This window comes from bacterium (Candidatus Blackallbacteria) CG13_big_fil_rev_8_21_14_2_50_49_14 (assembly GCA_002783405.1).
Taxonomy (GTDB): Bacteria; Cyanobacteriota; Sericytochromatia; order UBA7694; family UBA7694.
On the sequence record PFGG01000076.1, the window covers coordinates 10,003 to 34,883 of the forward strand.

A 24,881-nucleotide genomic window follows, 5' to 3' on the forward strand; every position below is an offset into this window, starting at 1 on the left:
CCATGTGCTCTCAAAACAAACCCACCAACCCGGCAACCTTCAATCAGTTCAAACCCTTTTTTGACCTGCTGCCGCAACTGATTCTGATTCTCAACCCTGCCGGAGAGATTCTCTATATCACGCCCACAGGCGCACAAAACCTGGGCTATCGTCAGCAGGATCTGCTCGGCAAAAATTGGTTTGAAACCTGCTTGCCACCCTCCGATATCGAAGAAATTGTAGATCATTTCAATGCCCTGATCGATCGCAAGGTAATTCCATCAGAACACCTGATTTACGAAAACCCGGTACGCACAGCCAATGGCCAGGAATTGCTTTATCGCTGGCAAAACCAGTTTTTAGCTTCCGACTCAGGTGAAATTCAGGGGGTAATCTCTCAGGGCGAAGATATTACGGAGCAGCGCATGGAGCAGATCAGCCTGGCTGCGCTTGAGCAGGGGCAGGACGATCTTGTCTTTTTATTGGATCACCAAGGCCGGTTTCTGCGTTATTGGACAAAAGCACCTGAAGAACTGTTCTATGCCCCTGAACTATTTTTGGGCAAAACCATCAAGGAGCTCTTCCCCCCTGAATTTTATCAAATGCTTCAACACTCTTTTGAGGCTGCCCGTCGGGGAGAGACTTCTTTGCCGTTTGAATATGCTGACCCTGGGCAAAAAAAATGGTACAGCCTGATTTTTGAACAGCTTCAAAATTGGCCTGGTTTTTTAATCGCAAAGATTCACGATCTTACGGAGAAACACCAACAAATTGAAGCACTTGAAACCGAGGTCAAATTGCGCACTGAAGCCCTGATTTCGGCTTTGCAGGAAAGTCAGAAAGCATTGAAACTGCTGAATATTTCCCAAAAAATAAGCAAAATAGGGGGCTGGGAATATGATCTTGAAAAACAAACCATGTGGTGGAGTGACGAACTCTACCATCTGCATGGCTTGCCCCTCGATCGCAAATCTCTTGAGGTTCAGAAACATGTTGCTGAAAGCCTGCAATGCTATCCTCCCCAGGAGCGCGAAGAACTTCAATCACTCTTTCCCTTAGCCTATCAGGGTCAAAGCTATGAGCGGGTCTACCCTTTTAAAAGCTACGATGGCCAAAACAAATGGGTGCATCTTTTAACGGTTCCTGTTGTAGAAGAGGGGCGTGTCAGGCGTGTCTATGGCGTAATCGCAGACATTACCGCTTACAAAGAACTCGAACTCGAACGTGAAGCGGCTTATAATGCCCTCAAAGCCAGCGAAATGCACCGTCGCAATGCCCAAGAACTTGCAAAAATTGGCTATTGGGAGATGGAGCATTTCAATAATACGCTCCATTGGTCTGAAGAAGTTTTTACACTCTTTGAACAAGATCCTGATACATTTCAGCCCAGCTATGAAAACTTCCTCAAACTGCTGAACCCAGAGGATCGTGCCTGCCTCGCTCAAGTCTTTGAAGCCTCTTTAAGCCAGCAAACCCCCTATAATTTTATTCATCAACTTAAACTGAGCGGGGGGCGCATCAAATACCTGCGAGAATTTGGAAACACCCAATACGATCCAGACGGAAAGCCGCTCCTCACCCAAGGCGCCGTACAGGATATTACAGAACTCAAAACCATTGAACTGGCCTTAAAAAAAGCCAAAGAAGAGGCAGAATCCGCCTCTCGCAGCAAAAGCATGTTTCTGGCCAATATGAGCCATGAAATCCGCACCCCCATGAACGCGATTTTGGGTTTCAGTCAATTGCTCAAAGAGCAGATCACCGACCCCCACTGGCAGCGCTATCTTAAAATTATTCACAACAGCGGAGAATCACTGCTGGCGCTGATCAACGATATTCTGGATATTTCCAAAATCGAAGCCGGAAAACTTGAATTACACCCTGAGCCCACTGAACTACAACCCCTGATTCAAGAGCTTGAACTGCTCTTAAAACCTGGCTTTGAGAATAAAAATCTTCAATTCACAGTTTGTCTGGAACCGAAGCTGCCTCCTTTACTTAAACTGGATGCCCTGCGCCTGCGTCAGATTCTGATCAATCTGCTCAGCAATGCGCTTAAATTTACCCCCCAAGGCTCGGTAGAACTGTGTTTAGATTATCAAGCGCAAACAGATCATCAAGGCTTTTTGATACTCGAGGTTCGTGACACGGGCCTGGGCATGAGCCAGGAACTCCAAGCGCGTATCTTTCATGTCTTTGAACAAGGGCACACTTCCTATCGCAAAGAGTTTGAGGGAACAGGGCTTGGGCTCGCGCTGACCCACAAACTAACAGAGCTGATGGGGGGCAGCCTGAAGGTAAAAAGCCAACTCTCCCAGGGCTCTGTTTTTAGACTCTGTTTACCTGTGCTCGTTTGCCAAACCAGCGAAAAAGTTATTGAGGAAACAAGCCCTGTACCTCTAAATTTTGAACCCGCCAGTCTTTTGATCGCCGATGACAAGCCTGAAAACCTGCTCCTGCTCGAAGCCCTGCTAGAACCATTCCCCTTGCGTATTTATACGGCTGAAAATGGCCAAGTCGCTTGCCAAGTTGCACAGCAATTCTTACCCGATCTGATTCTGATGGATATCAAAATGCCGGTGATGGATGGCGTTGAAGCGCTACAAGTCTTACGCAAAGACCCCCGCACAGCGCAGATCCCCATGATTGCCCTGACTGCCTTTTCAATGCAAAATGAGCAGGAAGACTTACTTGAATTGGGCTTTGACGACTTTTTGAGTAAACCGATTCAGAAAGAATCGCTCCTGCAGACCCTGGGTCACTATCTCAAGACTGCCACTTCAGAGCCCCCCCCTGTTTTGAGCTCCCCCCCTCAAGCCCTTGCCTCAACAGCTAAATCAGAGCTCATAGACGCGCTTGAAACCGAGTGGTTACCCCGTACCCGCGCCATTCAAAACTCATTGATTATTGATGAATTGGAAAACTATGCGCGCGAACTGGAACACTTTGCGCAATCTGCCCAAGCCTCAGAGATCTTCCTCAGCGCATCAAAACTACAGGAACAGGTCACCCATTTTGAACTGGAAGAAGTCCCTCACAGACTGGCAGACATTTTGAACTTGCTGCAAAAACTGGCTCAAGAGAATCTGCCGTGAAAATCCTGCTGGTAGACGATGATGCAAACGCTCGCTATATCCTTGAGGTCGTGCTTGAGCAAAAAGGCCACCACTGTATCAGTGCTGCTAACGGGCGGGAAGCTTTGGCCTTGGCAAACCAGCAAACACCCGATCTGATCGTGACAGATATTCTCATGCCCGTCATGGACGGTTTTGAACTCTGCAGACAACTCAAGCAAAATCCAGCAACACAGCATATTCCACTCGTATTTTATACTTCCACTTTTTTAGAGGAAAAAAACCGCCAACTGGGAATGGAACTGGGAGCCAGCGCCTATCTTGAAAAACCAATGGAGCTGGAGGCCCTGGTTACTACACTTGAGCAATTTCTAACAACAGAACCCCTGCTCCATTTTCCCCCAAGCAAGGCCTCCGAAGCTAAAACTCTGGTTGATTATGCCAGCACTCTGGCGCATAAATTGGAACAAAAACAATCTGAACTGCTTAAAAGTGAAAAGCGCTTTCAAGACATGCTTGATTTTGTTCCCGTGGCCCTGGCCCTCTCCACCCCTGAAGGTAAAATTCTGAAACTCAATCGCCATTTTCAGACGATTTTTGGTTATACGCCCGAAGATCTGCCAGACCTGACAGCCTGGTGGCAATTGGCCTATCCTGACCCTGAGAAACGGGTACAGAATCAAACCCATTGGGCTGAGTTGCTAAAAAATGGAGAGCGCGAATACCAAGCCCAAGTCACCTGCAAAAATGGTGAACTGCGTGAAATTCATTTTTATGTGCAAAGCCTCGATCGGTACCAAGTCGTGGCTTTTGTGGATCAAAGTGAACAGTTCCAGCAGATTGCTGCGCTTGAACATACGCTGCGCAGAAGTGAAACGATTTTGAATAAAACCCAAGAACTCAGCCAAATAGGCGGCTGGGAACTGGATCTAAGTTCTTTGGAAATGTGGTGGACCGACGAACTCTATCGTATACATGGCTTACCCGTCGATCGCACGTCTTTAACAGTTCAGGGCTACGTTCAGAAAAGTATTCAATGCTACGCCGCAGAATCGCAAGAAGAACTTCTGAAATTGTTTCAACGCTGCATTGAAAATGGCGAGCCCTATGACCGCGAATACCGCTTTACCCCCTATCATGGCTCTGAGCACTGGGTCAGAACGATAACGATCCCGATCATCGAAAAGGGCAGAGTTGCACGTTTGAATGGGGCTGTCATTGATATTACCGAACGCAAACTTTCAGAAATTGAACTTAAAACAGCCAAAGAAAAAGCTGAACAGGCGGTTCACGCCAAATCAGCCTTTCTCGCCAATATGAGCCATGAAATTCGCACGCCCATGAACGCCATTCTGGGCTTTAGCCAATTGCTCAGTGAACAAAATACAGATCCCCGCTGGCAACGCTATTTAAACGCCATCAACAGCAGCAGCCAAAGTCTTTTGCGGATTATCAACGATATCCTCGACCTGAGCAAAATTGAAGCCGGAAAAATCGAACTGCAACTTCAGCCCACCCATTTGCCACAGCTCTGCCAGGAACTCAATACCCTGATGTCGCTTTCCTTTGAGCAAAAAGGCCTGAGTTTTCAAATTGAATTGCCCTCCCATTGCCCCGAATGGTTGGAGCTGGATGACTTACGCCTGCGCCAGGTCTTGCTCAATCTGCTCGGCAATGCCCTCAAGTTTACCAAACAGGGCCAGGTGACCCTTCAGATCAGCTATGCCCCCCAAACCGATAAAGCTGGGGAATTGAGCTTGAGTGTAAGCGATACGGGGATTGGCATTGCCCCCGAACAGCAAAACCAGATTTTTGAGGCCTTTGAACAATTGTCTCAAGCCACAGGCACGGGGCTGGGGTTGACCATCTCCCGATCTCTTGTGCAATTGATGGGGGGAGAACTCCTGCTCGAAAGCACCCTTGGAAAAGGCTCAATGTTTAGGATTGTTCTGCCCCATATTCAGGCTTGTACTGCCCCTGTTTCAACAGCGCTGACTCAAAGACCTTTACAACCCCAAGACTTTCAACCCGCCACCTTGCTCCTGGCTGATGATATAGAAACCAACCTGCTCTTGCTTGAGGAAATGCTGCACCCTTTTCCCTTTACCCTCTATACCGCCCGCAATGGTCTGGAGGCCTGCCAATTGGCGCACAAGCACCCTCCCGATCTGATTCTAATGGATATTAAAATGCCAGTCATGAATGGCATTGAAGCCCTGCACAAATTGCGCCGAAATGAGCAGACAGCCTCGCTGCCAGTGATTGCCCTTACCGCTTTTTCACTCAATTCAGAGCGAGAAAACTTACTTCAAGAAGGCTTTAACGGCTATTTGAGCAAACCTGTCAATGCGTCTGAGCTCTTAAGCGTGCTGCAAACCTACCTGACCAGCAACCCAACCACAAACCAAAGTCTTCAAAATAACAGACCGTCCGAATCAAAAAAACGACCGCTGTCTGAAGAAAAAAAAGTCCGGCTTCAAAAAGATCTGCATGAAATCTGGCGGCCTCGCTGGGAAAAAGTGAAAAACTCAATCATTTTAGATGAGTTGGAAAGCTTCGCTCAAGCTTTCTCTGACTGGGCCAAAACCCAGAATGTAGCAGCGTTAAGTGCTTGGGCTGATAAAATATTGCATCAACTCAACGCTTTTCAGCTAGAAGAGGCACATCTTAGTTTAAGAGCTTTTCCTAACCTTCTCATTCAAGACGAGGGAAGATGAAATCAGCCTACAGCATACACCCCTATTTTTGGGGGTTTAGCCTGGCCTGGAGCCTGATTCTCTTACTGCTCACCAGTTGGGATCTGCGCAGAGAATACCAACAGGCGGCAGAATACGCCCGTCTTGAAAATCGTGCATCCTTTAATAAAGATCTTTCTTACCGACGCTGGGCCTCTGAGAAAGGGGGAGTATATGTGCCCCTTTCCCCCCAAAACCCACCCAATCCCCATCTCAAGGTAAAAAATAGAGAGATTGAAACCAAACAGGGTCAAATTTTGACCCTGATCAACCCGGCCTATATGACCCGACAGGTCTATGAGATCGCTCAAGATCTCTACGGTTCTCGCGGGCATATTACCAGCCTCAATCCCTTGCGTCCTGAAAATGCCCCCGATGCCTGGGAAAAAAAAGCCCTGGAAGCATTTGAGAAACAAGGCTTAAAAGAATTGTCTGAAATCGTAGAGATCAACGGGCAAGCCAAAATGCGCCTGATGAAGCCACTTTACGCTGAAAAATCATGCCTCAAATGCCATGGCCAACAAGGCTACCAAGAGGGACAGGTGCGAGGTGGAATTTCATTCTCAACGTCTATGCACCCCTATTGGAACAGCGCAAAAAATTATGCTTTGGCCCATCTTTTCAGCTCTGTTTTAATTTGGTGTTTGGGCATTTTGGGCATTGGCTTTGGAACCCATAAGTTTCGCCGTCAACTCAATCAACTTCAGCAGAACGAACTTAAACTGCTTACCATTCAGAACCAATTAGAAGAAAAAGTAAGGGAACGCACTTCAGACTTAACTCAAGCAACCAAAGCTGCTCTTCAGGCTCAAGCTCAAGCTGAGCAGGCCGCCCACGCCAAATCTGTATTCTTGGCCAATATGAGCCATGAAATCCGCACGCCCATGAACGCCATTCTGGGCTTTAGCCAATTGCTCAGTGAACAAAATACAGATCCCCGCTGGCAACGCTATTTAAACGCCATCAACAGCAGCGGACAGAGCCTGCTCAAAATTATCAACGATATCCTCGACCTGAGCAAAATTGAAGCCGGTAAAATTGAACTGCAACTTCAGCCCACCCATTTGCCGCAGCTCTGCCAGGAACTCAATACCCTGATGTCGCTTTCCTTTGAGCAAAAAGGCCTGAGTTTTCAAATTGAATTGTCCCCCCATTGCCCCGAATGGTTGGAGCTGGATGACTTACGCCTGCGCCAGGTCTTGCTCAACCTCTTGGGCAATGCCCTCAAGTTTACCGAACAGGGCCAGGTGACCCTTCAGATCAGCTATGTTCCCCAAACCGATAAAGCTGGGGAATTGAGCTTGAGTGTAAGCGATACGGGGATTGGCATTGCCCCCGAACAGCAAAAGCAGATTTTTGAAGCCTTTGAACAATTGTCCCAAGCCACAGGCACGGGGCTGGGGCTGACTATCTCCCGTTCCCTGGTGCAATTGATGGGGGGAGAACTCCTGCTCGAAAGCACCCTTGGAAAAGGCTCAATGTTTAGGATTGTTCTGCCCCATATTCAGATTTGTGTTGCTCCTGCTTCAACAGCGTTGAGTCAGAAGTTCTTGAAAACTCAGAATTTTCAACCCGCCACCCTGCTCCTGGCTGATGATATAGAAACCAATCTGCTCTTGCTTGAGGAAATGCTTCAGCCTTTTCCCTTTACCCTCTATACCGCCCGCAATGGTCTAGAGGCCTGCCAATTGGCGCACAAGCACCCTCCCGATCTGATTCTAATGGATATTAAAATGCCAGTCATGGATGGCGTTGAAACCCTGCACAAACTGCGACAAAATGAGCAGACAGCCTCGCTGCCAATGATCGCCCTTACCGCTTTTTCACTCAATTCAGAGCGAGAAAATTTACTGAAAGAAGGTTTTAACGGTTATTTAAGCAAACCGATCCAAAAAGAAGCGCTGTATACACTTCTAAGCCAATTTTTACCTTTTTCACAGCAGGAGTCTGAGACAACTCAAACAGAATCAAAAACGGGAATAGAACCCACTTCAGCAGTCTTTGACCAAGAACTGCGGCAGATCTTCAAAAGCAAATGGAAATCCGCTTGCCAAACTTTGCAAGCCCCTCTGATCCTCAATGATTTAGAGGTCTTTGCCACAGAATTAAAACACAACAGTCAAGCCCACCCGGAATGGGGATTAAGCTCATGGTCAGAACGTCTGAATCAGGATTTATTTCGATTTGATTTGGAAGCAGCCGCCCAAACCTTGTGCGATTTTGTGAGTACGCTAGAAAAAAACTTAGCTCTTTTCGAAAAAGAAAACCCCAAATAAGGCAAGCGAGGAAAATTGTGTTTCAGATCCATTTGCATTGGGATGATCAGCATAGTTCCTATCCTTTTGAAGCGGGCAAATCACTCTTTTCACTGTTCGAGACTGCAGGAATAGAGATTCTCTCTGACTGCGGTGGAACAGGAACCTGTGGATTGTGTCTGGTACAAATTCTTGCGGGTGAATTGCCCGCTCCCAACCCAATTGAGCGAAAACATTTAACAAAAACACAATTGGCACAAAACATTCGCCTGGCCTGCCAGCTCAGCCCCAAACAAGAGGTAAGCTTGCGTATTTTGTCTCGTCGTGCTCCTGTTGCTTGGCGAAATCTAAAACCACGAGAAGTACCAGACTTTCAACCCAATGCAAAAGCGCTGGAGCACTGGGCCAGGGGCACTCAAAAGCCTCAGCGTTTAGGGGTCGCGATTGACCTGGGAACAACCCATCTCTGCCTTTCTCTCTGGGACTTGAGCAAAGGTCAGCGATTGGCTGGAAGGGTGGGGTTAAACCCTCAATTTACCTTTGGTTCCGATATCATGACACGTTTGGCGGCGGCGTCAACAGAGCAAACGGCAAAAGCCATCAGCCGGATAACCCGCGCAGCCATTGCAGAAGGCTTAAAACAATTGGTAAAAAAAGCAAATTGTAAACTTTACCAAATAGAACAGCTTCTGATCGTTGGCAATACCGCCATGCTGGTTCTTTTATCGGGCAGAAAAGCAAACCAGCTTCTAGATCCAAACTATTGGGCACAATTCTTAGACTGTCAGCCTCTAAATACCCATGCTTGGGCGAAGAATTGGGGGCTTGCTGAGGGGTGTATAATTGAATTGCTCCCTCCATTGGCTGGTTTTGTTGGGTCAGACTTATTAGCGGGCCTGCTCGCTACCCAACTCGACGGGCAAACAGGGGGGGCCTTGCTGGTAGATTTTGGCACCAATTCCGAAATTGCACTCTGGGACGGAAAATCTCTATGGGTAACCTCCGCAGCAGGCGGCCCCGCCTTTGAAGGAAGTGGCATCAGTTGTGGCATGCCCGCAGGAGCAGGAGCCGCTTGGCGGGCAGAAATTAAAGCGGGAGAAAAGGAGTTTAGCCTGGAAGTGATTGGCAAGGGAGAGCTCAAGGGCATCAGTGGCTCTGCATTGGTAGATATTATCGCCGGTTTGGTCAAAACAGGCAGGCTTCGAGCCAATGGGTTATTTCATGCGGATTTAGCGCAAACAGGCCTGAAACTGGCTGAAAAACCCCGAGAAATTATATTACAAAAAAGAGATATCGACCTGTTTCAGCGAGCAAAAGCCGCAGTGGGGGCTGGTATTGTCACCTTGTTGCAAAAATCAGGGCTTCAAAAGTCAGCGCTAGAGCAAATCTATATCAGTGGTGCCTTTGGAAGCTTTCTACAGGTGGAATCAGCTCAACAGATTGGGCTGATTCCTGAGCTGGATCCCGGAAAGGTAAAGCTCTGTGGCAATACAGCCTTGGGGGGGTGTGAGCAACAGTTGTTTGCAGCCAATCGGCAAGAAAAAGCAAAGGCCTTGAAACAAAAAATACGCTATTTTAATTTGGCACAACATCCTGAATTTGAGAGCTTATTTTTTGAAAATCTGTTTTTGCGGCCAATGAAATGGCCTGAAGGAGAGCGCAATGAATTTTGATGAGGCTGTGGTTCTGTACAATGAGGCTGTCTATGATACGGATCGGGAACAGGCTCTGAAAATCATTCAAGCGGCTCTGGATGCTGGCATACAACCTGAAGACGTGGTCTTTAAGATTGTCATTCCTGCAATTGAACAGATGATCAAATCCTTCAGTGAGGATTTTGACGCCAATCTGGCCCAACATTTCATGGCTGCTCAGATCGCCTCTGAGGTGGTCGAAAAAATGACTCCCCATTTCAAACAGGTTCCGATCACCAAGGGACGGGTCGTGATCGGCTCGGCAGCGGGAGATCTTCACACCCTGGGCAAGCGTATTGTGATTGGTTGTTTGAAGGCCATGATGATTGATGTTTTAGATCTGGGAGTGAATGTTTCAGCCGAACGCTTTGTTGATGCGGCCTTGGAGTATCGGGCTCAAATCATCGGTATTTCTGCAATGATGGCGCATACTGCCCGTGGAGAAGGAGGCTGTCTGCGAGTACGCCAAATTCTAAAAGAAAGAGGCTTAGAAAAGCAAATCCGCATTATTGTAGGCGGTGCCCCTTTTCGCTTTGACCCAGAACTGTATCAACAGATCGGTGCCGATGCGTGGTCAGAAAACGGCATCAGTGCCGGCCATATCATTGCTGAACTGCTCAAGGAGATCAATGCATGATCACTGGAATGGAACGTCTTCAAGCGGCTATCAAGGGAGAGAAGTCTGATCGTATTCCTATTTTTTGTACTTTGCTCGAACAGGGAGCGAAAGAAATGGGAATGTCGTTGGATACCTATTATTCGCGGGGGGAATATGTGGCCGAAGCACAACTTAAACTGCGCGAAAAATATGGTTACGACAATCTTTGGTCTCTTTTTTATGTCGGCCGAGAGGCTGAACTCCTGGGCTGTGAAAAGATTCTTTTTGCCAAAGACGGCCCCCCCAATGTCGCTCATTTTGTGATTCAGGATTGGAAAGACATTCCCAAATTACAAATTCCTGATGATTTAAACAGCCATCCGCTTTTTGAAGAACAGTCAAAGTGTCTCAAGCTCTTACGCAAAGAAGCCGGAGGTAAATATCCAATCTGCGCCTATCTTTCATCGCCCATGACCTTGCCAGCTTTGCTAATGGGCATGGAAAAATGGTTTGAATTGCTCTTTTTAGGCCCCTTGGAACTGCGCAATGAACTGCTGGAATATTGCCATACCTTTTTTGTGAAAGAAGTCGAAACCTATCGAAAACTGGGGGTCGATCTTTTTCTCTATTCTAATCCTTTTGGGTCACTGGATATGGTACCGCTGAAGTTTTTTAAAGAACATGCCTTGCCCTGGATTGAAAAAGATCTGGAAGCCGCAGGGAAGGCCGGAATAATCTACTATTGCGGCATGTCACGCCTCAATCGGGTTTTGGAAATGGTCATAGAAAAAACAGGCTGTGAAAGTTATTATTTGAGCCCGCTAGACGATCTGGCCGAAGGGAAACGGCTCATTGCCCAAAGAGGTCTCACCTGCGGCGTTATTAATGATATGAAACTGAAAGAATGGTCAGCGACCGAAATTCGCAATGAAGTGCAACGCCTGATTCAAATTGGCATGCCCGGCGGAAAATTTCTCTTTGGCACAGGGCTGATCCCCATGGATACGCCAGAGGAAAAGATTCGTCTGCTGCTTGAAACTGCCTATGAATTTGGCAGGTATCAAGAGGCACCATGAACGAAGAAAAGCTGCTCTTAACAGGCTGTGGTATTCTCAAAAAAGAAGTTCATTTCTTGATAAAAAAAAACAATTGGCCTGTCGAAACCCTCTTGCTCAATTCGGCACTGCATTGTGATCTAAAAAAATTGAAGCAGGCCCTGACAGGCGTTTTAAAAAAACAACAAGCGCATCCCTTGATCGTTTTTTATGGCACCTGTCATCCTCAAATGGATCAAATTCTTACAGAAGGACATACCTTCAGAACCCAAGGACAAAACTGTGTCGAGATATTACTCGGACCTGAGCAATTTCAGTCAGAACTGGCCAAAGGAGCTTTTTTTCTGCTCGAAGATTGGGCTCAGCGTTGGCAAGAAATATCTGCCAAGGCTTTGGGAACCACCAAACCAGAGATTATACGCGAAATATATCATGAAAGCGGAATTAAGTATTTATTGGCAATCAAAACCCCATGCTCTGGTGATTTTTCGCATGAAGCCCAAAAAATAGCTGAATTATTGAAAATACCTGCACGGTGGATGAACGTCGATCTGAAGCATCTCGAACAGATTTTACAGAACGTGGTTGAACAGAAACTTCGGGAGTTACACACGCCCCATGAAAAATGAGGCCTGTCTAGAGGAAGAAATAAAACACCTGAAGCAGCGCTTAAGAAAAAGCGTTCAGGAAAAATCTTATCTTCTGTTGATCGTTCACTTGATCAATAAAATCAGTGCTGTTCCAGGTTTAGAAGCCTTGATTCAAAATATGCTGCAGGGCATTGCCGATGTGATTGGGGGAACAAATCTTAAACTCTACTATTGGATCGATGAGGAGCTTTTTCATGCTGATGTCTATGGCAAAAGGGAAAAGCTAACCCAGCTCAATGATCCCGCAGTTCAAGAAGTACAAGAAAAACTTGAGCCCTTGGAATTGACACATGATTTTGAGAAAGCCTATATGACCACTGCAGAATTTGATACTCAGGCCTATACCTGGGTTTTGCCGCTTTTGGTGGGCCAGGAACTGGTTGGAATTCTGAAATTGGAAGGCCTTTCCATCGGAATGCACGAACTTTACCAGCAAATTCCTACATTTTTCAACTATGCCGCCCTGGTACTGAAAAATGAAATATCCAGTCAAAGCCGATTGGAACAGGCTTATCAGCAACTCAGCCAAGAGGTCATTGAGCGCCGCAGAATCGAGAATGAACTTCGTCAAGCCAAAGAAGCAGCGGAACAAGCCGCCCATGCCAAATCTGTGTTCTTGGCCAATATGAGCCATGAAATTCGCACCCCCATGAATGCGATTCTGGGCTTTAGCCAATTGCTCAGTGAACGGAATACAGATCCCCGCTGGCAACGCTATTTAAACGCCATCAACAACAGCAGCAAAAGTCTTTTGCGAATTATCAACGATATTCTCGACCTGAGCAAAATTGAAGCCGGAAAAATCGAACTTCAGCTTCAACCCACCCAACTCTCTCAGCTTTGCCAGGAACTCAATACCCTGATGTCGCTTTCCTTTGAGCAAAAAGGCCTGAGTTTTCAAATTGAATTGCCCCCCCATTGCCCCGAATGGTTGGAGTTGGACGGCCTGCGTCTGCGCCAGGTCTTGCTCAATCTGCTCGGCAATGCCCTCAAGTTTACCGAACAGGGCCAGGTGACCCTTCAAATCAGCTATGCTCCTCAAAGCGATGAAACAGGGGAATTGAGTTTGAGTGTAAGCGATACGGGCATTGGCATTGCCCCCGAACAGCAAAACCAGATTTTTGAAGCCTTTGAACAATTGTCCCAAGCCACAGGCACGGGGCTGGGACTGACCATCTCCCGTTCCCTGGTGCAATTGATGGGGGGAGAACTCCTGCTCGAAAGCACGCCGGGTAAAGGTTCGATCTTCACAATTCACTTGCCGCACATAAAAACACTCCCCCCTCCTCAGCTCGAGAGCCATTCTCTGCCCCGGCTTCAACCCCAAGACTTTCAACCCGCCACCTTGCTCCTGGCTGATGATATAGAAACCAACCTGCTCTTGCTTGAAGAAATGCTGCAGCCCTTTCCCTTTACCCTCTATACCGCCTGCAATGGTCTGGAGGCCTGCCAATTGGCGCGCAAACACCCTCCCGATCTGATTCTGATGGATATTAAAATGCCAGTCATGGATGGCGTTGAAGCCCTGCACAAACTGCGCCAAGACGAGCAGACAGCCTCGCTGCCAGTCATTGCCCTTACCGCTTTTTCGCTCAGTTCAGAGCGCAAAAACCTCTTAGAGCAGGGCTTTGATGGCTATTTGAGCAAACCAATTGAATTTGCTCAATTATTGAATTTGCTTCAAACTTATTTAAAGGCCAAAGTAAAGCTCTCCTCAAGACAAGCACAACAGCAGAGCACACCCGAAACACAGGCTGCATCAGTAGAAAGCCATGCTTTGCAGATACAAGAGCTGAATCAGAAATGGCTACCTTATTGGGAAAAAGTGCATGAATCCATGATTTTAGACGAATTGGAAAATTTTGTTCAGACCTTTGCAGATTGGGCCCAAACCGAAAAGTTTCCCCTGTTGTACAGTTGGGCTGAAAAAGTTTTGAAACAACTCAATGCCTTTATGCTTGAAGAAGCCCAATTGAGTCTGAATGAATTTCCCAAACTCATTTCGGAATTTTTTGAGCTTACCCAGCCAATCCAGAAGGGGTTCTCGCATGTCCCACAAAATTAGAAAAGAAACAGGCTTCGAAATCTTCCCCTGGAATCACAACTTCGAAACTGGAATTGCTTTAATCGACAAACAGCATCAACAGCTTGTGGTTTTACTCAACCGTTTGGCACAACAGTATGTTCACGGGCTTTCAGAGCCGGCGCTACTCGAAATCTTGTCTGAACTGGCCGACTACGCTCACTATCATTTTCAAAGTGAAGAAGAAATTTGGAAAAGCTGCTTAGAAACCGATCCCTGGTATGCAGAACACCTGCTCAGCCATCAAAACTTTTTTAGACATATTCAGAAACTACAAACAGAAAAGCGATCTTTTCAAGAAATCTTAGAAGATGTTTTTTCATTTCTTAGCAAATGGCTGGCCTTTCACATTCTCGACAGTGATAAACGCATGGCCAGAGCTGTTCTTGCGGTCAAAGAGGGACTGGATCAGGCTTCGGCTCATAAAAGAGCCGAAGAAGAAATGAGCGGAAGCTATGCCGTTTTGATTCAAACCGTTTTGTCTATGTACGAGCATTTATCCTCTCAGGCCTTGGATCTGATGCACGAAAAATTGGCCCGAGAAAGGGCTGAAGCCGCCTTAAAAATCAGTGAAGAGCGCTGGAAGTTTTTATTGGAGAACTCCAGTGGTGGGCTTTGGGATTGGAGTCAAGAACAATCAGATATTTTCACAGATTTTCAATCGTTTTTACTTTTTCCAGAAGCTCGAAATCAAAAAGGAGCATCGGTCTTTGCTGATGATTTGGAAAGAGTAAAAACTGAACTCCGTCAATTTTTACTCAGCCAGCAAAGCACCTTTTCATGTAAATACCGGGTTCTCTCTCAAGAGGGAGAGATACATTGGACACAATTGCGAGGCAAAGTGTTTGCACGCGACAGCAAGGGCAATCCCACACGCCTGATGGGGTCTCATGAGGATATTTCGGAACGGGAATTGGCAGCCCAATTCATTAAAAATGGACACGAAACCCTCTTGGTCACCGATCCTGATTTTCAGATTTTGAAAGCCAATTCCCGGTTTCTTCAATTAAGTGGTTTAAACTGGGAGCGATTGCGGGGCAGTGATCTTCGTTCACTGCTATCGGCCCAAAATGCAGCTGATTTAATCACTGAGATGCAACAAGGCCTCAAGGAGAAGGGATTCTGGTCGGGTGATGTTTGGCACCAGCGGCCTGATGGTTCAGAATTTCTTCTGGATTTAAACATGAGGCTTCAACTCACACCCGACCACCGTGTCGAGCAGATCACAGCCATTGGCTATGATATAACCCAATCGCGCCAAACCGAGAATGAGCTGTTGAGCCAAAACCAGTTTCAGTCCTTGCTGATGGAGTTTTCCCAAAGCTATGTGGGTTTAACACCTGAAATTGCCCACCAGGAGATCGTGGCCTCACTGGCAAAATTAGGTGAATTTTTGGACCTCGATCGCGTCTATATTGTGGAATATGATTTCGAAAATCAGCGCTGCAGCATCGCTGCAGAATGGTATCGCGCAGAACTCGCGCCACAACAGGAAAAAATGCAAAATATTGCACTTAAAACCTGTCATGACTGGCTTCAAGCGCACCAGAACGGAGAGCCCTTCGAAATTCTCAATCCGCAGACCTGTAAAGAGAATACTTGGACACACGCTCTTGAGCCCGAAGGCCTTCAATATCTCATGACCCTTCCTCTGATGCAGGGAGATCAATGCTTGGGTTTTATCGGCTTACACGCACTTCGGCCCAAAATCGGCTTTCCTGTTTCAGTTAAAAATAATTTAAAAATATTTTCCCAGATTTTATCAAACGCACGTATACACCTCAACAAAAGCCAGGCACTTCAAAACAAAGAACGCTTTCTTTCTGACTTGATTGAAAATATGGGGGCGGTCATGTACCGCAAAGATGTTCAGGGACGTTACCTGATGGTCAATCGCAAGTGGGAAGAAGTCACGCAGTTATCCAGAGAAACGGCTTTGGGTAAAACAGATCTTGAACTCTTTCCAGCCGCTTCGGCCCAAGGATTTACAAAAACTGACCAGCAAGTGCTTCAGTCCGATCAGCTCATTGAAGCCGAAGAATTTTTAGAATCAGCTGGCAAATTGCGCTATTTCATTTCAATCAAATTCCCCAGTCATGATCTTCAGGGGCAGGTCAATGGCATTACAGGCGTGAGTACTGAAATTACAGATCGCAAACGGGCCGAGGAAGAATTGCGCAAATTCAAAACCATCTCCGATCAGGCCATTCATGGGCATGTGATCAGCGATCTGGAAGGGAAAATGATCTATGCCAACGATTATTTCGCCAAGATTCATGGTTTTCACAGCGAAGAATTGCAAGAACAACTTCTTAGCTATTTTCTTTCCCCTTCCCAAGAGCAAAAATTCAAACTGCGCATGGCACAATTGCAAGCTGATGGATTTTTTCCCCCGACCGAGGTCGAGCAGATTCGGAAAGACGGCTCTGTCTTTCCCATGTTAATGAGTGGTTCTCTGATTAAAGATGAGAAGGGGCAAGCCCTGTTTGCAGCTATCACAGCCATTGACATCAGCGAACTCAAGCGTCTTGAAGAAATACAGCTCAAGGCACAGCGTGCAGAAGAAGCGAATCAGGCAAAATCAGCCTTTTTAGCGAATATGAGCCATGAAATTCGCACCCCCATGAACGCCATTCTGGGCTTCAGCCAATTGCTCAGCGAACAGAATACGGATCCGCGCTGGCAACGCTATTTAAACGCCATCAACAGCAGTGGTCAAAGTCTTTTGCGGATCATCAACGATATTCTCGACTTGAGCAAAATTGAAGCCGGGAAAATTGAACTGCAACTTCAACCCACCCAAATCTCTCTGCTTTGCCAGGAACTCAAAACCCTGCTGTCGCTCTCCTTTGAGCAAAAAGGCCTGCGCTTTCAAATTGAATTGCCCCCCCATTGCCCCGAATGGTTGGAACTGGATGGCCTGCGTCTGCGCCAGGTCTTGCTCAATCTCTTGGGCAATGCCCTCAAGTTTACCAAACAGGGCCAGGTGACCCTTCAAATCAGCTATGCTCCTCAAAGCGATGAAACAGGGGAATTGAGTTTGAGTGTAAGCGATACGGGGATTGGCATTGCCCCCGAACAGCAAAACCAGATTTTTGAGGCCTTTGAACAATTGTCTCAAGCCACAGGCACGGGGTTGGGGTTGACCATCTCCCGCTCCCTGGTGCAATTGATGGGGGGAGAACTCCTACTCGAAAGCACCCTCGGAAAAGGCTCAACATTTAGGATGGTTCTGCCCCATATTCAGGTTTGTGCAGCTCCTGTTTCAACAGCGCTGAACCAGAGACCTCTACAACCCCAAAACTTTCAACCCGCCACCCTGCTCCTGGCTGATGATATAGAAACCAACCTGCTTTTGCTTGAGGAAATGCTGCACCCCTATCCCTTTACCCTCTATACCGCCCGCAATGGCAGTGAAGCCTGTGAACTGGCTCAGAAATATCTCCCCGATCTGGTTCTGATGGATATTAAGATGCCAGTCATGGATGGCATTGAAGCCCTGCACAAATTGCGACAAAATGAGCAGACAGCCTCGCTGCCCATAATTGCGCTGACCGCCTTTTCACTTCAGAACGAGCAAGAAAATTTACTTAAAATCGGCTTCAATGCTTACCTGAGAAAACCGATCAATCAAGCAGAACTCTTGCAAAGTTTGGCTCATTTTCTTAAAACTCACAGCGAGGATCCCACTCTCCCCGAGCAAAATCAGCGCTTGGAGTTGGATTCTCATTTTTCAAAAGCTCAGGCCCAAGTCTTGCGCCTCAAACTGGAAACCCTTTGGTTGCCACGCTGTGAGCAATTGCAGAATTCTGTCATTGTCGATGAATTGGAGCATTTTATCTCAGAATTTTCAGAAGAACTCCAGCTTCCCCCCATGAAGCAGATCAAAGCCCTGCTCCTCAGTTTGAGCCAAGCCCTTCAAGTCTTTGAACTGGAAAAGGTTTCAGACATTCTTGCTGAAATTTTAAGAGAACTGAAAAAACTCAAAATCAACCTGTCTGCCCCCTGAATAGCAAGCGCTTTCAGCGAAAACAGACATCTTAAAACACAAACGCTAGACTTAAGCCCCAAAAATGTTAAAATAATAACAGAAGTTGACACTGGTGTAACAAAGATAGCTCTGTGGTAATTGTTCCATTTCTAAAAAAGAAATGAGATCTCTATGCGTATTTGGCTGATTGACGACGATGAAATGGAACATATTTTGGTTGAGGGCATATTGAAAAGTCTGCCTCAAGCCCATTGTTTGAACTTTTTTTCAAAGATTGAAACGAGTTTGCAAACCCTCCACACACTTCAAGCGGATCAAATACCGGATCTGATTTTACTTGATTTGGCTCTGCCCATTCACGATGGTTTTGATTTTCTCGATCATTTTCAAAATGAGAATCTAAGCCTCATCTATCCTCAGACCCAAATCTATATCCTGACATCCTCTCAAGATCGGCAGGAACGCTCCAAAGCTCAGGCCTACCCTTGTGTTAAAGGGGTTATACTCAAACCTCTTTTGCTGATCCAATTACAAACCTTGCTACTTAGCCTTGAAAAGCAAGCCTCAGAACAGTTAGCCTTATTAGCCCAATAATAATTGTGAAAGAGCTTGTTTAAAAGCAGTCAGACTGGTCTGGGCCGACTCAATGTCCAATATGGAAAGCTGGTGCTCCGCCGAATCTAAGCAAGACTTTAATTCAGGCAGTGGATAGGGAGCCAGTTCCAAACGACAGTTTTCAAGAAAAGCCTCAAGATCGTTCAAAATAAAAGAATCTGTCAGGGCTTCCCAGGCTGGTAAAATTGTATCTAAAAATATAGCTTTCAAAGTTGTCTTCTGCGCAGGCTCCAAAGTGAACGTGTCTTCATTTGGCGAATTTATCGGTAAATCATGTGTTCTCTGTTTTAAGAACTGGGCCAAAACCTTTAAAAGAGAATCTTTCTCTAAGGGTTTACACAAACAAGCATCAAAACCCACTTGTAAAAGACTTTCTTCATTTTGCTCAAGACAAAGGGCGGTCAGCGCGACAATGGGAATTTGACGGGTCTTTTCTTGAGCACGCAAAACGTGAAGCGCCTCTTCCCCCCCCATAACCGGCATTTTGATATCCATCAGAATCAAATCAGGTTGCACTTGTTCTGCTAAAAGACAGGCTTCTTGGCCATCTGAGGCCGAATAAAACGTAAAGGGATAGGGTTCCAGCATGCTTTGTATGAGCAGAAGATCACCTTCAACATCGTCAACAATAAGCAAACTGGCGCTGACAAAACGCAAATCGTCCTGCTGAGTTTCTTCAAAAGACCCTTCAGGTGCGCAAAAGCATTCAATGTTTTCAAATTCCAAACAAAAAACAGAACCTATGCCGATTCCACTTTTTACGCTTAATTGAGCGTGCATCAGTTCAGCCAAACGCCGCGCAATGGTCAAGCCCAAACCAGCTCCCCCCTGAGCATCTTCTGAAACCTGTTTAAACGCCTCAAAGATAAGCTTTTGCTTCTCAGGCGAAATGCCCACCCCAGTATCCACCACCTGCAGGCTGAGTTTGCCGCTTAGAGCTGTTCTTTCCTGATAACTGGCCTTGAGCCAAACTCCTCCCTGAGCCGTAAACTTCAATGCATTGCCCAGCAGATACAGGAGAATTTGTTGCAAGCGCACAATATCAAGCAATAAACAATTCGGAAAGTCTGAAAGTAGCTCCAATTCAAAAAACAAACCCTTGCGCTCAAAAGAGGGTTCCAGCAAAGCCTGAATATCCTGTAATAATGAAAGCAGATTCACAGGGACAAGGTGCAATTCCAATTTACCTGTTTCAATCTTGCTCAGATCAAGAATATCATTGATCAAACGCATCAGAGCCTCACCACTGTGAAGGATCGTTTCAAGATACTGCTGCTGACGTGGATCGGTATTTTGGTCAAGTAAAAGCTGGCTGAAGCCCAGAATCGCATTCATAGGCGTGCGGATTTCATGGCTCATATTGGCCAGAAAGGCCGATTTGGCACGGTTTGCCTGCTCAGCCACTTCACGGGCTCGAATCAGTGAAGCCTGCATGGCCTGACGGTGAAGATACTGCTCAAGCAAATGGCAAAGGGTTTCAAGCAATCTGCGCTGGTGCTCTGGCAATTCAAGCCCTATTTCTTGAGTGCTTTGAAAACAAAGTGAAGCCACCGGCCGCTCATCCACCAAAATGGGCAGGCAAAGATGCTTTCCTGTCTGTGCATGCTCAGTTTCACCCAAGACCAGCTCTAACTGAAATTTTAAATCGGAGAATAAGCTATTTTGAGAAAATATTGCTTGCAATTGCACTTGAATCTCTTCCAAGGGACGCTCAACTTGCAGCAAAAGCGCAACCTGATTTAAAATATGAAGTTCCCGCACCCGCCCGTTTAAAGCGCGAATGGCCTGGGTCAATTCAAAGGTTCGGGCGTTGACTTCTTGCTCAAGATTATTATTGAATTCTCTCAGGGCCTGTCGGCTTTGAACCCGCTCATAGGTACGAGTCAGAATACTCACGATATTGTGCATCAAGGCTTCTTTTTCAGGCAGAAGTGATGAAACAGCTTCAAAATCAACACAAATTTCTAAATTCCCTAAAAGCTTTCCATTCATTTGAATTGGCAGGTTCAGAACAGAGTGTGCCAAAATTGAAAAATTTGCACTGAGATAGGTTTGCCCTTCAATTTCTAAACAGGCATGGGTTTGTTCCGGGTTCACAAAGGCAGCGGGAATTGAAAGCACCACCTGTTGATAAAAATCATCGAGCTGCTCCCAATAATGAGAGGCCAATTCAGAAACCTGTTGCAAACAGCGCAGTTCTTGGATACGTTCCAGCAGCAGTTCTTTCTGCTCAGCCAAAACCTGCTCGGTCTGTCTCATCTCACTGATATCCTGAAAAGTGACCACCACCGCGTCAGGTTGCACTTGCCCATTTTTCCAAACGGGCTCTGAATGTAGCTTCAGCCAACGCACCTCCCCATCAGGACGCTGAAACCCCAAACTCAGATTGGTGAGCGGCAAACCTGTACGAAATGTGACTTCTGAAGGGAATTCAGAAAAATCAAAGGGCTCCCCATTGATTTGCATCGGTTTCAAACGCGCAAAATGAGCTGGTTCTCGGTAATTAAACCGCTCTATTTGGGCTGGTTTCAAGCCTAAAATTTGAAGTGCTTTGGCGTTATGAGCCAAAAGCTGACCTTCTTGAGCCACCATCATCACGCCTTCACCCATCGATTGAATCAGAGAGGCGTAAATAGCTTCCTGCTCACGCACCTTGTGTTCCGAGCGTTGTCTTTTCAGCATTTGCCAGATATGTTCAGTGAGTAACTGCAGTTGATGGATATCGGTTTCTGTATAATCCGTGGCCTTATTGCCCACCCCCAAAATCACAACAACCTCCTTCCCCTCTAAAACAGGCAGGCTCATATGCCGAACCAGCGGAAAATGCCCCTCGGGCAAACCTTTTTTTTCAGCAAGAGCAGCATAATCATTGTGCACAGCGGGCTGTTTCGATCGAATGCAATCGGCCCAAACCCCAGCCCTGGACAGGGGGTAATGGTTATTATGAAAGGAAGTGCATTTCTCATGCACCCGCCGCGACCAGCCCCCCAGGGTCAGATTTTCCTGATCGGGATTGACAAAATGAAAATAGCCGATTTCACTCTCTGTCAGTTCAAGGGCTTTCTCGAGTGCTGCTTCAATCAATTCCTGCTCATTGGCAAAAGAGATCTGATTCAGCTCAATTAACGCCTGTAAGCGTTTGCGCGTCAGGGCCTGCTCTGATTCTCGTATTTGGCGGCTATCAAGGCTGCGTGCCAGTGTCATTACTTTGGGAGCATCAGCCTCATAAAAGGTATGACTGTGCATTTCATAGAGTTTTTTACCCCCGTTACGGGTTTTCAGCCATTTCACAAAGACCAGATCTTCGCCATCGGCCAAGGCTTTAACTTCAGTTGCGATTTCGTGAACCTGCTCTTCTATTACGAGATCGCGAGGATCCATCTGAAGCAGCTCAGCTTCGCTAAACCCCAATTGCTCACAAGCCGCAGGATTGACCTGTTCAAAACAGTATCGCGTCTCAGAATCGGCTGGCAGGGAATGCACAAAGATCAAATCCTGCGTCGCCTGAAATAGACGTTGGCAACGCTCCTGCACTTTTTGGTGCGCTTCTTGAGACTGAATCAGAGAGGTAATATCCTGGCAAACCCCCTGCAATTGTCTGATTTCACCCTGTTCAGAAAAAACCAGATCGGCAAAGGTCTGAAGCCAACGCACTTCTCCTGTTGGTTTGAGAATGCGGTATTGGTGATTCAGGGGTATTTTTTGAGCCAGACTGTTTTCAATATCGGCTTGTACGCGCGCACGATCTTCGCAATGTACACAGGCCAAAAAATTCTCCAAGCTCAATTCAAAATCACCCGGATTTTGACCCAAAATCTGGTATAAATTGGCTGACCAGCTCAAACAACCTGTTTCAAGATTTGAAACCCAAGTGCCCAAGGCCAGATTTTCTTGCAAGAGGTTAGGCAGATTCAAATGTGGTTGACGGCCAAGTGTATCGGGCATGGTGTTTTTTCCTGAATATCAATACAAACAGAAGGATTTAAGCCTATTGTAACACTCTATATTATGGGCTTAATAAAATTTATATTTCAAGCCAGTTTGCTAAAATTTATGCCCCAAACTGAAGTGAATTTGCCCCGCATCGAGCAGGCTGCTCCAACCCAGCGCTTGAAAATCACGCACACCATAGTCCAGGCGCAGCAAGCCCATCGGCGTTTCCAGGCGAACCCCTGCCCCCACCCCATATTTCCAGGGGCCCGCACTGAGCTGAGAGCCAAAGAAATTGCCATAATCGGCAAAAAGCACGCCTGAAACCGGTGCAAAAATCGGGAAACGGGCTTCGGCACTGCCAATCAGGTATTGCTTGCCCACCAGCGAACCGTTTTCCTGCCAGCCCCGAATGGCACTGAAACCTGTGCCTAAAAACTGTTCATAAATCGGATGGTTGCCCACCAAAGCCCCGCCCTGAACGCCCAAGGCCAGGGTCATCCAATCAGCCAGGGGCAGATAGGTGCTGAGATTACCCGCCAAGCGCAACCAGGAACTGTCGCCCCAGACCGGCTGGGCATTGAGTGAACCATAGACTCCCTGATGGGGAGTGAGCAAGGAATCACGGGTATCAAAGCTGAGCGTGCCCCCCGCACTGAAGAGCACATCGGTCGCACTTTTACGCCCACTCAGCGAAAGTTCCTGACGGGGGCTGCCCGTAAAATCCGTCAGTTGCACCTGTTCTGCCGTTAAAGAAAGCGAACCCCGCCAGGGAGAATAGGCATCGCCCAAGGGGCGGCCCAAATTCAAGCTGACCCCACTGCGGGTTTGCAAAAGACCATTGTTGAGATCAATCCCCAGGGTGGAACTGTTGACCCCATAAAAAAGCGGCGTACGCTCGTTGAAAAGACTGGCTCCAAACCCTGTATGGCTGTCTAAGAGCCAGGGTTCAAAGAAATCAATTCTACCCGACAGGCTGCGCTGTGATTGAGCCGGATTGCCCCCAAACAGGCGTGAAACATCTAAGCCTGCCTGCAATTGAAGATTCAGCGTGCGGCCTGTGCCCATGAGATTGCTGTCGGTATAGTGCACTCCCCCAACCACGCCATCCCGGTTGTTCAAACCCAGGTTAAAGCCCACATCAGCAGTCTTTTTTTCTTTGACCACCAGCACCAGACGGGTTTGATGCGGGTCGAGATAGCCTTCTTCAGGTTGTAAACTGACTTCTTCAAAATAATTCAAACGGCGCAACCGCATCAAATCGGCTTCGTAATCCTGACGTTTAAAAATCTGACCGGCTTTCAAAGCCAGTTCACGCCGGATCACATTTTCCTGCGTGCGTTCCTGCCCCGTAATGCGCAGGTTTTCGATCAGGCCGGGGTGCAAACACAGATGCAAACGCCCCTGGGCATCGAGCAGGTCTCCCTGCTGGGGGATCAGCTCCAAATGTGCCAGACTGTAACCCGCTTCGCGCAGCGGGGTTTCAAGCTGTTCTTTGGCTTTGCGCAGTTCGGCCAGGTTCAGGATCTGCCCTTTTTGAGTTTCAAAGGGTTTTAAGATCTGCTCGGGGGTGAGCAAGGTGCTTTCGCCTTCCAGCACCAACCCCTGCAAAACAGGGTATTCACGCAGGTAGATCAGCAATTCATAGCGTCCTTCCCCCTGGGGCACCAGACGGGGGGTGACATCGGCAAACCAACCCAGGGCCAAAACCCGCTCACGGTCTTTTTCCAAAGCCTCGAGCGAGACTTCATCACCGACATGGGTAAAGAGCGAAAGCCGCACGGCATCTTCAAAACGGCTGCCGATGATGCTGATACGGCTGATTTTCAGGAGTTGCGGCTGAAGTGGAGATGGGTTCTCAAGCCGGAAGGTCTGTTCGGAGGGCTCTTGATCTAAAATGCCCGCTTGGGCCGAAAGCGGCGCAAAACAGGCAGACAAAATCAAGAGGGCAGCAGTGGGAAGCGATTTCTGACGCTGAGACATGGAGTGGGTTCCTTTCTGAAACAGGGGTGCATTTAATCTGTGTGAGGGGTCTCTGGGGGTATGACAACGCCCGAAGCTGAACTGTTCAAATTTTTTTAAGCCCAGGGGAACAGAAACCCACTCGGCCACGTCTGATTAAAAATCTGTCTCGAAAAATTTCGGGCCAACCCTCACCCTGAACGCCTGCAGGATCGGATTCGCTTGGAAATCACCTATACGCTGCCGGCAGATAACAGGCG

Annotated in this window: 12 protein-coding genes; 10 read left to right on the forward strand and 2 right to left on the reverse strand. The window is 47.2% G+C overall.

Annotated features, from left to right (window positions below; translation table 11 throughout):
• Positions 1 to 2: 2 nt before the first annotated feature.
• The 10 genes from COW20_22565 to COW20_22610 all read left to right on the forward strand — a co-directional run bounded on the left by COW20_22565 (position 3) and on the right by COW20_22610 (position 18,708).
• Complete coding sequence (locus tag COW20_22565; GenBank protein ID PIW44848.1) at positions 3 to 3,074, forward strand: hypothetical protein; 3,072 nt, start codon at positions 3 to 5, stop codon at positions 3,072 to 3,074.
• The gene (locus COW20_22570) at positions 3,071 to 5,770 is read left to right on the forward strand and encodes a hypothetical protein (protein ID PIW44849.1); all 2,700 of its coding nucleotides are present in this window, start codon (positions 3,071 to 3,073) and stop codon (positions 5,768 to 5,770) included. The genes COW20_22565 and COW20_22570 overlap by 4 nt, the downstream gene beginning before the upstream one ends.
• Positions 5,767 to 8,064, forward strand: coding sequence for a hypothetical protein (locus COW20_22575; GenBank protein PIW44850.1), 2,298 nt, complete (start codon positions 5,767 to 5,769; stop codon positions 8,062 to 8,064). Before COW20_22570 ends, COW20_22575 begins: the two co-directional genes overlap by 4 nt.
• Entirely contained in the window at positions 8,001 to 9,716 is a 1,716-nt protein-coding gene (locus COW20_22580) for a ferredoxin (protein ID PIW44851.1), read from the forward strand. The genes COW20_22575 and COW20_22580 overlap by 64 nt, the downstream gene beginning before the upstream one ends.
• Positions 9,706 to 10,374, forward strand: coding sequence for a cobalamin-binding protein (locus tag COW20_22585; protein ID PIW44852.1), 669 nt, complete (start codon positions 9,706 to 9,708; stop codon positions 10,372 to 10,374). Before COW20_22580 ends, COW20_22585 begins: the two co-directional genes overlap by 11 nt.
• Positions 10,371 to 11,411 (forward strand): uroporphyrinogen decarboxylase, encoded by a 1,041-nt coding sequence (locus tag COW20_22590; GenBank protein ID PIW44853.1) that lies wholly within the window; start codon positions 10,371 to 10,373, stop codon positions 11,409 to 11,411. The genes COW20_22585 and COW20_22590 overlap by 4 nt, the downstream gene beginning before the upstream one ends.
• The gene (locus tag COW20_22595; protein ID PIW44854.1) at positions 11,408 to 12,019 is read left to right on the forward strand and encodes a hypothetical protein; all 612 of its coding nucleotides are present in this window, start codon (positions 11,408 to 11,410) and stop codon (positions 12,017 to 12,019) included. Before COW20_22590 ends, COW20_22595 begins: the two co-directional genes overlap by 4 nt.
• On the forward strand, positions 12,009 to 14,105 hold the full coding sequence (locus COW20_22600) for a hypothetical protein (GenBank protein ID PIW44855.1): 2,097 nt from the start codon (positions 12,009 to 12,011) through the stop codon (positions 14,103 to 14,105). The genes COW20_22595 and COW20_22600 overlap by 11 nt, the downstream gene beginning before the upstream one ends.
• Positions 14,023 to 18,132, forward strand: coding sequence for a hypothetical protein (locus tag COW20_22605; GenBank protein PIW44856.1), 4,110 nt, complete (start codon positions 14,023 to 14,025; stop codon positions 18,130 to 18,132). Before COW20_22600 ends, COW20_22605 begins: the two co-directional genes overlap by 83 nt.
• Before the next feature lie 153 nt (positions 18,133 to 18,285).
• Positions 18,286 to 18,708, forward strand: a complete 423-nt coding sequence (locus COW20_22610; GenBank protein ID PIW44857.1) for a hypothetical protein — start codon at positions 18,286 to 18,288, stop codon at positions 18,706 to 18,708.
• Here the strand turns inward: COW20_22610 and COW20_22615 are convergent.
• Both COW20_22615 and COW20_22620 read right to left on the reverse strand, forming a co-directional pair.
• A complete protein-coding gene (locus COW20_22615) occupies positions 18,697 to 22,674 on the reverse strand; it encodes a hypothetical protein (protein PIW44858.1) in 3,978 nt (1,325 codons plus the stop codon). The genes COW20_22610 and COW20_22615 overlap by 12 nt on opposite strands.
• A 99-nt stretch (positions 22,675 to 22,773) precedes the next feature.
• The gene (locus COW20_22620) at positions 22,774 to 24,642 is read right to left on the reverse strand and encodes a hypothetical protein (protein ID PIW44859.1); all 1,869 of its coding nucleotides are present in this window, start codon (positions 24,640 to 24,642) and stop codon (positions 22,774 to 22,776) included.
• Between the last annotated feature and the right edge of the window lie 239 nt (positions 24,643 to 24,881).